Here is an 11268-nt window from a genome sequence, read left to right on the forward strand (position 1 = left end):
GCCATAGCTAGCTGAAGTTAAGGCGACAGGTACATTGACACGCACCGAACGCGACAAAAAGTAACCAAAAAACGCTGCGCTCCGATCATCCGGCCCCTGCGCTGCGCTCCGGGGTTCCCTCACTCCGGCCTTGCTCCCGGGAGGACCGCGCTGCAGGCCACATCCTGTGGCCCAGCGCTTGACGGGCATCCATGCCCGTCACCTCCCTGCGCAAGGCCTGCGTTCGGCCTCCTGAAGTCGCGAAGATCCAAAGCCAGATCAAGAGCCAGATCCAAAGCCAGATCCAAAGCCAGATCAAGAGCATACGTCGCTGCAGCACCCGCTTCGATTGACGCTCCGGGTGCAACCCTCTAACCTTCGCGCGTGTTTCAGGTGCCCTGCCAGCCCCCACTGGGCAGGGTGAAACTGGGAAGCCGGTGGGCGCCAGCATGGCGCGATTCCGGCGCTGCCCCCGCAACGGTAGGTGAGTAGAAGGCCGCGCAGGGCCACTGGATGCCAGCATCCGGGAAGGCGCGCAGGCCAGGGCCAAGGCCCGCTCACAAGCCCGGAGACCGGCCTGAAACTGTCAACGGCATCACGGAGGGTGATGCGCGGTGCACCGTGGCGCCCTGCCATGGCCCCTGCGCGTTCTCCGTCTGCCTGCCTATTACCTGTCGCCACGCATTGCCGTGGTGCCAGCCTGCGGAGAACCCTTGATGAGCGAACCCACCGAACGCGACGAACGCCACCTGGCGCGCATGCAGCGCAAGAAGGCGGTCATCGACGAACGCATCGCCAATTCCCCCAACGAATGCGGCCTGCTGCTGGTGCTGACCGGCAATGGCAAGGGCAAGAGCAGCTCGGCCTTTGGCATGCTCGCGCGCGCACTGGGCCATGGCATGCAGTGCGGTGTAGTGCAGTTCATCAAGGGCCGCAACAGCACCGGCGAAGAGCTGTTCTTCCGCCGCTTCCCCGAACAGGTACGCTACCACGTGATGGGCGAAGGCTTTACCTGGGAAACTCAGGACCGTCAGCGCGACATCGCCGCCGCCGAAGCCGCCTGGGCGGTGTCGCGCCAGTTGCTGCAGGACCCAAGTGTGCAGTTCGTGGTGCTGGATGAGCTGAACATCGCCCTCAAGCACGGCTACCTCGACCTGGACCAGGTACTGTCCGACATCCAGGCCCGTCCGCCCATGCAGCACGTGATCGTCACTGGCCGCGCTGCAAAGCCCGAAATGATCGAACTGGCCGATACCGTGACCGAGATGGGCATGCTCAAGCACGCCTTCCAGGCCGGTATCCGCGCACAGAAGGGCGTCGAACTGTGAGTCAATCGCGCCACTGCCCCGCCGTGTTGATCGCGGCACCCGCCTCTGGCCAGGGCAAGACCACCGTCACTGCTGCCCTGGCCCGCCTGCACCGCAACCTCGGGCGCAAGGTGCGGGTGTTCAAGTGTGGGCCCGACTTTCTGGACCCGATGATTCTCGAACGGGCCAGCGGCGCGCCGGTGTACCAGCTGGATTTGTGGATGATCGGTGCCGCGGAAAGCCGCCGCCTGCTGTGGGAAGCGGCCGGCGAGGCCGACCTGATTTTGATCGAAGGGGTGATGGGGCTGTTCGATGGCACCCCTTCCAGTGCCGACTTGGCGCGCCACTTCGGTGTGCCGGTGCTGGCGGTGATCGACGGCACGGCCATGGCCCAGACCTTCGGCGCCCTGGCCCTGGGCCTGGCGCGTTACCAGGCCGACCTGCCGTTCGCCGGCGTGCTGGCCAACCGGGTGGGCAGCCTGCGCCATGCACAATTGCTGGAAGGCAGCCTGACCGAAGGCTTGCGCTGGTATGGCGGCTTGTCCCGCGAGCGCGGCATCGAGTTGCCCAGCCGTCATCTTGGGCTGGTTCAAGCCAGCGAGCTGAATGACCTGGATGCCCGTCTTGACGCCGCGGCCGAGGCGCTGGGCGCCAGCTGCGACGCAACCTTGCCACCGCCGGTGACGTTTGCCGAACCCGAACCACAGGCGTGTGGTGCCTCGCTGGCTGGCGTGCGCATTGGTGTGGCGCGGGACGAGGCGTTCGCCTTCACCTATGGCGCCAACCTTGAACTACTGCGTAACCTGGGTGCGCAGCTGGAATTCTTTTCGCCGCTGCATGACCGTGAACTGCCGGTGGTGGACAGCCTGTACCTTCCGGGTGGCTATCCCGAACTGCATCACCACGCCTTGGCCGCCAATGTGCCGATGAGCGAGGCAATTCGTGCCCATCATGCTCAGGGCAAGCCGTTGCTGGCCGAGTGTGGCGGCATGCTCTACCTGCTCGATGCCCTGACTGACGTGGCCGGCGAACGTGCCGAACTGCTCGGCCTGCTGCCGGGCGAGGCGACCATGCAGAAGCGCCTGGCGGCCCTTGCCTTGCAGGCAGTGGAGCTGCCGGAAGGTACCCTGCGCGGTCACACCTATCACCACTCGCTGACCAGCACGGCGCTGGAACCGATTGCCCGTGGCCTCAGCCCCAACGGCGGGCGTGGCAACGAAGGGGTGTATCGCCTGGGCCGGTTGACGGCCTCCTACGTGCACTTCTACTTCCCCTCCAACCCCCATGCGGCGGCGGCGCTGTTGCGACCATGAGCGAACACGCTTACAGCGACGCCGAACGCGCCGCGATCTACCGCGCCATCGGCGAGCGCCGTGACATGCGCCATTTCGCAGGTGGCCAGGTGGCGCCGGAGCTGCTTGGCCGCCTGCTGGCGGCCGCGCACCAGGCGCCCAGCGTCGGTTTGATGCAGCCCTGGCGTTTCATCCGCATTACCCAGCGTGACTTGCGCGCCCGCATCCAGGCCCTGGTGGAGGCGGAGCGGCTGCGCACCGCCGAAGCATTGGGCGAGCGGTCGGATGACTTCATGAAACTGAAGGTAGAAGGCATCAACGACTGTGCCGAGCTGCTGGTAGCGGCCTTGATGGACAACCGCGAGCCGCACATCTTCGGCCGTCGCACCCTCCCGGAGATGGACCTGGCCTCGCTGGCCTGCGCCATCCAGAACCTGTGGCTGGTGGCCCGTGGCGAAGGGCTGGGCATGGGCTGGGTGTCGCTGTTCGACCCCCTGGAGCTGGCGGTACTGCTGGGCATGCCTGATGGGGCCAAGCCGGTGGCGGTGCTGTGCCTGGGGCCGGTGACCGAATTTTACCCGTCACCCATGCTGGTGCTGGAAAACTGGGCCGAAGAACGGCCCTTGAGTGACATGCTGTACGAAAACCAATGGGGAGAGCGCCAATGAGCGTGGCCTTGCTGACCATGGCCGGGGTGGCCCTGGATGCCTTGCTGGGCGAACCGCAGCGGCGCCACCCGCTGGTGGCCTTCGGCAATATGGCCGGTAACCTGGAGCGCCGCCTGAATGCAGGTGGCCGCGGCTGGCGTAGCCACGGCGTGAGTGCGTGGTTTCTGGCGGTGGTGCCGCTGACCCTGGTGGCACTGATCCTGTCCTGGCTGCCCTACATTGGCTGGCTGGTGGATGTGCTGGCGCTGTACTGCGCCCTGGGCCTGCGCAGCCTGGGTGAGCATGTGCTGCCGGTGGCCAACGCCCTGCGCCAGGGCGACCTGCAAGAAGCACGGCGCCGTGTCGGCTACCTGGTCAGCCGCGAAACCCGCGAGCTGGACGAGCCCGCCGTGGCCCGGGCGGCCACCGAGTCGGTGCTGGAAAACGGCAGTGACGCGGTGTTCGCCGCGCTGTTCTGGTTTGTGGTGGCCGGTGCGCCGGGCGTGGTGCTGTACCGCCTGAGCAACACCCTGGATGCCATGTGGGGCTATCGCAACCAGCGCTTCGAGCGCTTCGGTTGGTGCGCGGCGCGCATTGATGACGTGCTCAACTATATTCCCGCAAGGCTGGTGGCGCTGACCTACGCACTGCTGGGCAAGACCCGCCTGGCTCTGGCCTGCTGGCGCAAGCAGGGCCCGTTGTGGGACAGCCCCAACGCCGGGCCTGTGATGGCAGCCGGTGCTGGTGCGCTGGGGGTAGAGCTGGGCGGCCCGGCGGTTTACCACGGCGAACTGCATGAGCGGCCACGCCTGGGTGAAGGGCCGATGGCTGACGCCGATGCCATCGAGCGTGGCTGGAGCCTGGTGCAGCGCGGCGTGTGGCTGTGGCTGCTGTTGATCTGTCTGGGGGCCTACATCAATGCTTGAACACGGTGGCCGCCTGCTGCGTGCGGTGCAGCACTACGGTATCCCTCGCGAGCAGTGGCTCGACCTGTCCAGCGGCATCGCGCCCTGGCCATTCCCGATCCCGCCGATACCCACTGATGCCTGGGCCCGCCTGCCAGAGACCGAGGACGGCCTGGAAGAGGCTGCCCGTGCGTATTACGGCGCCCGCCAGTTGCTGCCGGTGGCGGGCTCCCAGGCGGCGATCCAGGCGTTGCCGCTGCTGCGTGCGGCTGGCCGGGTAGGGGTGTTGACGCCGTGCTATGCCGAACACCCGTACGCCTGGCAACGGGCGGGGCATCAACTGGTTGAGCTGGATGAGGCGCAGGTCGAGGCGACACTCGACCGCCTCGATGTGCTGGTGCTGGTCAACCCCAACAACCCGACCGGGCGGCGGGTGCCGCGTGAGCGCCTGCTGGGCTGGCATGCCCGCCTGGCTGCCCGTGGTGGCTGGCTGCTGGTTGATGAGGCGTTCATGGACAACACCCCGGCGGATGGCGTGGTCGATTGCGCCGAGCGCCCGGGGCTGATCGTGCTGCGCTCGTTCGGCAAGTTCTTTGGCCTGGCCGGGGTACGCCTGGGCTTCGTCGCCGCCGAGCGCAGCCTGTTGCTGCGCCTGGCCGAGCTGCTTGGCCCGTGGACGGTCAACGGGCCAACCCGGGTGCTGGCCCAGGCCAGCCTGGCCGACAAGCCTGCCCAGCGCGTGCAGATCGAACGTTGCGCTGCCGCCAGCCAGCGCTTGGCAACATTGCTGTCCAGTAACGGCCTTGCGCCCAGCGGCGGCTGCGACCTGTTCCAGTACGTGCGTAGCGAGCGCGCCGCGCAGTTGCATGACTTTCTTGCCCGCCGCGGCATCCTGGTGCGCTTGTTCGAGCATCCACCGGCCGTGCGCCTGGGGCTGCCTGAATGTGTGGCGGACGAACAGCGCCTGGCCCAGGCCCTGGCGGACTATCAAAAGGAATCGGCATGACCACCCTCATGGTGCAAGGCACCACCTCCGACGCCGGCAAGAGCACGCTGGTAACTGCCCTGTGCCGCTGGCTGTTGCGCCAGGGCGTTGGCGTGGTGCCGTTCAAGCCACAGAACATGGCGCTGAACAGCGCGGTGACGGCCGATGGCGGTGAAATTGGCCGCGCCCAGGCGGTGCAGGCGCAGGCGTGCCGGCTGGCACCCCACACCGACATGAACCCCGTGTTGCTGAAACCCAACAGCGATACCGGCGCCCAGGTGATCATCCACGGGCGTGCGGTCACCAGCATGAACGCGGTGGCTTACCACGACTACAAAGCCATTGCCATGCAGGCGGTGTTGGTTTCGCACCAGCGCCTGAGTGCCGCGTACCCGGTGGTCATGGTCGAGGGCGCGGGCTCGCCGGCCGAGATCAACCTGCGTGCCGGCGACATCGCCAACATGGGTTTTGCCGAAGCGGTGGACTGCCCGGTGATCCTGGTCGCCGACATCAACCGCGGCGGTGTGTTCGCCCACCTGGTGGGCACGCTGGAATTGCTGTCGCCCAGTGAGCAGGCGCGGGTCAAAGGCTTTGTCATCAACCGTTTCCGGGGCGATATCGCCTTGTTGCAGCCGGGGCTGGACTGGCTGGAGCAACGCACCGGCAAGCCAGTGCTGGGTGTGCTGCCTTACGTCACCGACCTGCACCTGGAAGCCGAAGACGGCATCGATGTGCGCCAAGGCGCCAAAAGCGAGCGTGTGCTCAAGGTGATCGTCCCGGTATTGCCGCGCATCAGCAACCACACCGACTTTGATCCGTTGCGCCTGCACCCGCAGGTGGACCTGCAATTCATAGGCCCGGGCCAGCCGATCCCGGCTGCCGACCTGATCATCCTGCCGGGCTCCAAGAGCGTGCGCGGTGACCTGGCGCAGTTGCGCGAGCGCGGTTGGGACAAGGCCATCGAGCGGCACCTGCGCTACGGTGGCAAGCTGATCGGGATCTGTGGAGGCCTGCAGATGCTTGGCCGCGATGTGCATGACCCGCTGGGTCTCGAAGGGGCGGCCGGTTCAAGCCCGGGGCTGGGCCTGCTCGATTACGCCACGGTGCTGGAAGCCGAGAAGCAACTGCGCAACGTTGCCGGCACGCTGAACCTTGAAGCAGCACCGGTTGGCGGCTATGAAATTCACGCTGGCGTCACCACCGGCCCTGCCCTGGAGCAGCCCGCCGTGCAGCTGGCCGATGGCCGCTGCGATGGCGCTGTCAGTGCCGATGGACAGATCCTCGCCACCTACCTGCACGGCCTGTTCGAGGGCAGCCAGTCGTGTGCTGCGCTGCTGCGCTGGGCTGGCCTGGAGGATGTGCAGAGCATCGATTACGAAGCCCTGCGCGAACGCGACATCGAGCGCTTGGCCGACCTGGTGGAAAAGCACCTGGACACCGCGCACCTGCGCCAACTGTGCGGGGTGGCCTGACATGCGCAGCCTGATCCTCGGTGGCGCCCGCTCCGGCAAGAGCCGCCTGGCCGAACAGCTGGCCAGCGCCAGCGGCCTGCCAGTGACCTACATCGCTACCAGCCAGCCGCTGGATGGTGAAATGAACGAACGCGTGTCGCTGCATCGCCAGCGCCGTCCCGCAGACTGGGGGCTGATCGAAGAGCCGCTGGCCCTGGCCGCAGTGCTGCGCGCCGAAGCGGCCGAAGGGCGCTGCCTGCTGGTGGACTGCCTGACGTTGTGGTTGACCAACCTGCTGATGCTCGAAGACGACCAGCGCCTGGCCGAAGAGCGCGATGCCCTGCTGGCCTGCCTGGAGCAGCTGCCTGGCACCCTCATTCTGGTCAGTAACGAAACCGGCCTGGGCGTGGTGCCCATGGGTGAGCTGACCCGTCGCTATGTCGACCTGGCCGGCTGGTTGCACCAGGCCGTGGCCGAACGCTGCCAGCGTGTGGTGCTGACCGTGGCCGGCCTGCCCTTAATGCTCAAAGGAACTGCACTATGACTCAAGCCTGGTGGCGCGAAGCCTGCCAACCCCTCGACAACGCCGCCATGGACCAGGCCCGCGCCCGTCAGCAACAGCTGACCAAACCTGCCGGTTCACTCGGCCAGCTGGAGGGCCTGGCCATCCAGCTGGCGGGCCTGCAAGGGCGTGAACGGCCAACCCTGGACCACGCGGCCATCAGCATTTTTGCCGGTGACCACGGTGTGGTCGAAGAAGGTATCTCGGCCTATCCGCAGGCGGTCACCGGGCAGATGCTGCGCAACTTCGTTGGCGGTGGTGCGGCGATTAGCGTGTTGGCCCGCCAGCTGGAGGCCAGCCTCGAGGTGGTCGATCTGGGCACCATCGACCCTCATCTGGAACTGCCTGGCGTGCGCCACCTGCGCCTGGGGGCCGGTACGGCCAACTTCGCCCGTCAGCCAGCGATGACCGAGGGACAGTTGCAAGCTGCCTTGCAGGCCGGTTGCGACAGCGCCTTGCGTGCCGCCGAACAGGGCGCGCAGCTGTTCATCGGCGGCGAGATGGGTATTGGCAACACCACGGCCGCCGCTGCTTTGGCCAGCGTCCTGCTAGGCTGCCCGCCTGCTGAACTGAGCGGCCCGGGCACCGGCCTGGACAACACTGGCGTGCGGCACAAGGCCGAGGTCATCGAGCGGGCGCTGAGCCTGCATGGCCTGCAGGCCGCAGATCCATTGCAGGCACTGGGTTGTGTCGGCGGTTTTGAGATCGCGGCCTTGGCCGGGGCCTATATCGGCTGCGCGCAGGCGGGCATTGTAGTGCTGGTGGACGGCTTCATTTGTAGCGTTGCCGCCCTGGTGGCGGTGCGCCTCAACCCGCAGTGCCGGGCGTGGTTGCTGTTTGCCCATCAGGGCGCGGAGCCTGGGCACAAGGCGTTGCTGGATGCATTGCAGGCTGAACCGCTGTTGGCGTTGGGCCTGCGTCTGGGCGAGGGCAGTGGTGCTGCGCTGGCCGTGCCGCTGTTGCGCCTGGCCTGTGCGCTGCACGGGCAGATGGCGACCTTTGCCGAGGCTGCTGTGGCGGACCGCCCGGCATGATCCTCGACCTGCTGCGCCACGGTGAAACGGAGCAGGGCGGCCTGCGCGGCAGTCTGGACGATGCCCTCACTGACAAGGGCTGGGCGCAGATGCGCAGCGCCGTGACCGAAGCCGGCCCGTGGCAGGTGCTAGTCAGTTCGCCGCTGCAGCGCTGTGCGCGTTTTGCCGATGAACTGGGTGGGCGGTTTGATTTGCCTGTGCAGCGTGAACCCGGTTTGCAAGAGCTGCATTTCGGTGACTGGGAAGGCCGTAGCGCGGCGCAGATCATGGAAGACCAGGCGGATGCGCTGGGGCGCTTCTGGGCGGACCCGTACGCCTACACCCCGCCCAATGGCGAACCGGTGCAGGCATTCGCCGAGCGCGTGCTGGACGCTGTCGAGCGTTTGAGCCGCCAGCATGCAGGTAAGCGGGTGCTGCTGGTCACCCATGGCGGTGTGATGCGGTTGCTGCTGGCCCGGGCGCGGGGCTTGCCGAAGGAGCAGTTGCTGCAGGTTGAAGTCGGGCATGGGGCGCTGGTGCGGCTGGTGATGGGTGACGACGGTCATCTGGCCGAGGAGCACTAAGATGTTGCCGTTCTGGATTGCCTTGCAGTTCCTCAGCAGCTTGCCCGTGAGCCTGCCGGGCATGCCGGAGCCGCGTGAGCTGGGGCGTTCGCTGCTGTTCTATCCGCTGGTCGGGCTGTTGTTCGGGCTGCTGCTGTGGCTGGCCAGCCTTCTGCTGCAGGGGACGCCAGCGCCGTTGCATGCGGCTTTGCTGCTGACGGTGTGGGTACTGCTCAGTGGCGCCTTGCACCTGGATGGCCTGGCCGACAGCGCCGATGCCTGGTTGGGTGGTTTCGGCGACCGTGAGCGCACCCTGCAGATCATGAAAGACCCGCGTAGCGGGCCGATTGCCGTGGTCACCCTGGTGCTGGTGCTGTTGCTGAAGTTCTGCGCCTTGTGGGTGCTGGTGGAGCAGGGGATCGGGGCGCAATTGCTGCTGGCTCCCTTGATTGGGCGCGCGGCGATGTTGGGCCTGTTCCTCTGTACCCCTTATGTGCGGCCTGGCGGGTTGGGCCAAGCGTTGGCCGAGCACTTGCCCCGACGTGCAGTCGGGTGGGTGCTGCTGGGCAGTGCACTGTTCTGCCTGGTCTTGGGCGGCTGGGTGGTGGTGCTGGCGCTGGCGGTGTTTGCCTGGCTGCGGCATCTGATGTGCCGGCGCCTGGGTGGCACCACCGGTGATACCGCTGGAGCGCTGCTGGAGTTGCTCGAACTGGCAGTGATGCTTGGCTTGGCCTTGGACCTTTAATCACCCGGCCTGGGCCTGGGATCTGCAGGGGCATGTGCCTTGCCGGTAACGAGGGTGCAGTAACTTCTGGCAACGGTTCGGTAAGTCCTGCATCTCCATTGTCATCGTATTCTCAGTCTCCCCCCATGCAACCAGGTAGGCTCCCGTGCGAAACCGGATCTTCGCCAGTCTATTGGTGCTGTCCAGCCTTCCAGCCACTGCGGCAGATCTCATGGCATTCTGGGACGCGCCACGGCACGGCGGCAACAGCTTCAACCGGCTGCCACCCGATCAAGCCTACTTCGATGCCCTGAGGGGCTATGGCGCGACATGGGTACGATTGTCGTACGACAAATGGCAACCGCAGGAACGTGATTTCCTCCTCGGTAATGCCGATGCCTATGAAGCCCTGCCCGCCGCCGACCTGGCTACGCTGCGCGCCACCCTCGATCGTGCTCATCAAGCGGGGCTCAAGGTCGTCATTGCCCCTCTCTCGCTACCCGGTATGCGCTGGTCGCAAAACAACCAGGGCCAATTTGATGATCGGCTGTGGCAAGACAAGCGCTACTGGTCCCAGGCTGCGGCCTTCTGGCGGGACATGGCGCGTGAGCTGAAGGGCCACCCGGCCATTGCCGCCTACAACCTGGTCAATGAACCCGCCCCGGAAAAACAGGGCGGCTTGGCCGAACACGCCGAACTGGGGCAAATGCGGCAGTGGTATGTGAAAGAGCAGGGCACCGCGCGCGATCTGCCGTTGCTGTACCGGCAACTGATAGCGGCAATTCGCGAGGAGGACGCCGGCACGCCGATCATGGTCGATGCCGGCTGGTATGCCGCTGCAGATGCCTTCGGCTACTGGCCTGCCCCCCTGGAAGACCCGCGAGTACTGTACAGCGTGCACATGTACGAACCCTATGCCGCTACCAGTGCGCCTAACATGGCGCGTAAATACCCCATCGCCTACCCCGGCCCCGCACCCTTCGCCGGGCAGACACAGCAGTGGGATTGGCAACGCGTTGAGCGCTATTTGCGCCAGCCGCTGGCATGGGCCGAAGCCATGGGCCTGCCGCGGTCGCGGCTGGTGGTAGGCGAATTTGGCTGCATGCGCAGGCTACCCGGTTGCTCGCAGTATCTGGAAGACGTACTCACCGTGCTGGATCGCAACCAGTTGCACTGGGCTTTCTATAGCTTCCGTGAAGACAACTGGGACGGCATGGACTATGAACTGGGTTCGGCCAAGGTGCCGTGGCGCTACTGGCAGGCGATCGAGCTAGGTGCGCCAGACCCGTTGGCGCGCACGGCCACGGCTGAGTTCGAGCCGATTCGAAGGCGCTTGAACCCGGAATGACGCTCATCACCAATTGTGAAACCTCTTGCAACACTCATAATGCGGGTATATACACGTATCCATGCTGACCAGTGAATGCATCTGTACCCATCTGCGTCGTGCCGCCCGCGGGGTGAGCCGCCATTACGACGAGGCCCTTGCCGGCTTCGGGGTCAATGTCGCGCAGTTTTCCCTGCTAAGGCACCTGCAGCGGCTTGATCGCCCCAGTATCACTACCTTGGCCGAGGCCATGGGCCTGGAGCGCAGTACCCTGGGCCGTAACGTGCGGGTGCTGGAGGCTGAAGGGCTGGTGGCCCTGGCTGATGGCGACGACCAGCGCAACCGCGTGGTGCTGCTGACCGAGGCTGGAACGCAGCTGCTGCGCGCCGCGCATCCGGCCTGGGAACAAGCCCAGATCGAGCTGGTGGAGCGGTTGGGCGCAGGGCAGCGGGATGAACTGGTGCGTTTGCTGGGCCAACTGGCTTGAATTGATACGACTATAAGCGGGTATAT

At 66.1% G+C, this 11268-nt stretch carries 12 protein-coding genes and 1 riboswitch; all 12 genes read left to right on the forward strand.

Annotated elements, in window-relative coordinates; genetic code table 11:
- The first annotated feature begins 353 nt into the window (after window positions 1-353).
- Window positions 354-574: riboswitch (cobalamin riboswitch) on the forward strand.
- A gap of 121 nt (window positions 575-695) precedes the next feature.
- On the forward strand, window positions 696-1307 hold the full coding sequence (gene cobO / locus AK81_RS08705; protein WP_043198530.1) for a cob(I)yrinic acid a,c-diamide adenosyltransferase: 612 nt from the start codon (window positions 696-698) through the stop codon (window positions 1305-1307).
- Window positions 1304-2599, forward strand: coding sequence for a cobyrinate a,c-diamide synthase (locus tag AK81_RS08710; protein ID WP_043198321.1), 1296 nt, complete (start codon window positions 1304-1306; stop codon window positions 2597-2599). Before cobO ends, AK81_RS08710 begins: the two co-directional genes overlap by 4 nt.
- Complete coding sequence (gene bluB, locus AK81_RS08715) at window positions 2596-3246, forward strand: 5,6-dimethylbenzimidazole synthase (protein ID WP_043198324.1); 651 nt, start codon at window positions 2596-2598, stop codon at window positions 3244-3246. Before AK81_RS08710 ends, bluB begins: the two co-directional genes overlap by 4 nt.
- A complete protein-coding gene (cbiB, locus tag AK81_RS08720; protein ID WP_043198326.1) occupies window positions 3243-4151 on the forward strand; it encodes an adenosylcobinamide-phosphate synthase CbiB in 909 nt (302 codons plus the stop codon). The genes bluB and cbiB overlap by 4 nt, the downstream gene beginning before the upstream one ends.
- Complete coding sequence (gene cobD, locus AK81_RS08725; RefSeq protein ID WP_043198328.1) at window positions 4144-5136, forward strand: threonine-phosphate decarboxylase CobD; 993 nt, start codon at window positions 4144-4146, stop codon at window positions 5134-5136. Before cbiB ends, cobD begins: the two co-directional genes overlap by 8 nt.
- Window positions 5133-6587, forward strand: coding sequence for a cobyric acid synthase (locus AK81_RS08730; protein ID WP_043198331.1), 1455 nt, complete (start codon window positions 5133-5135; stop codon window positions 6585-6587). The genes cobD and AK81_RS08730 overlap by 4 nt, the downstream gene beginning before the upstream one ends.
- Window position 6588: 1 nt before the next feature.
- Window positions 6589-7110 carry a bifunctional adenosylcobinamide kinase/adenosylcobinamide-phosphate guanylyltransferase gene (gene cobU, locus AK81_RS08735; RefSeq protein WP_043198333.1) on the forward strand — a complete coding sequence of 174 codons (522 nt, stop codon included), beginning with the start codon at window positions 6589-6591 and terminating at the stop codon, window positions 7108-7110.
- Window positions 7107-8162 carry a nicotinate-nucleotide--dimethylbenzimidazole phosphoribosyltransferase gene (cobT, locus tag AK81_RS08740; RefSeq protein ID WP_043198335.1) on the forward strand — a complete coding sequence of 352 codons (1056 nt, stop codon included), beginning with the start codon at window positions 7107-7109 and terminating at the stop codon, window positions 8160-8162. Before cobU ends, cobT begins: the two co-directional genes overlap by 4 nt.
- Complete coding sequence (cobC, locus tag AK81_RS08745) at window positions 8159-8725, forward strand: alpha-ribazole phosphatase family protein (RefSeq protein WP_043198338.1); 567 nt, start codon at window positions 8159-8161, stop codon at window positions 8723-8725. Before cobT ends, cobC begins: the two co-directional genes overlap by 4 nt.
- Window position 8726: 1 nt before the next feature.
- A complete protein-coding gene (locus AK81_RS08750) occupies window positions 8727-9449 on the forward strand; it encodes an adenosylcobinamide-GDP ribazoletransferase (RefSeq protein WP_043198340.1) in 723 nt (240 codons plus the stop codon).
- A gap of 211 nt (window positions 9450-9660) precedes the next feature.
- Window positions 9661-10776: a glycoside hydrolase family 5 protein gene (locus AK81_RS08755; RefSeq protein ID WP_154100747.1), complete on the forward strand. Its 1116-nt coding sequence runs from the start codon at window positions 9661-9663 to the stop codon at window positions 10774-10776.
- A 61-nt stretch (window positions 10777-10837) separates the two neighbouring features.
- The gene (locus AK81_RS08760) at window positions 10838-11242 is read left to right on the forward strand and encodes a MarR family winged helix-turn-helix transcriptional regulator (RefSeq protein ID WP_043198344.1); all 405 of its coding nucleotides are present in this window, start codon (window positions 10838-10840) and stop codon (window positions 11240-11242) included.
- Window positions 11243-11268 lie beyond the last annotated feature (26 nt).

Origin of the sequence: Pseudomonas putida W15Oct28, from assembly GCF_000708715.2 — a bacterium.
GTDB lineage: Bacteria > Pseudomonadota > Gammaproteobacteria > Pseudomonadales > Pseudomonadaceae > Aquipseudomonas > Aquipseudomonas putida_R.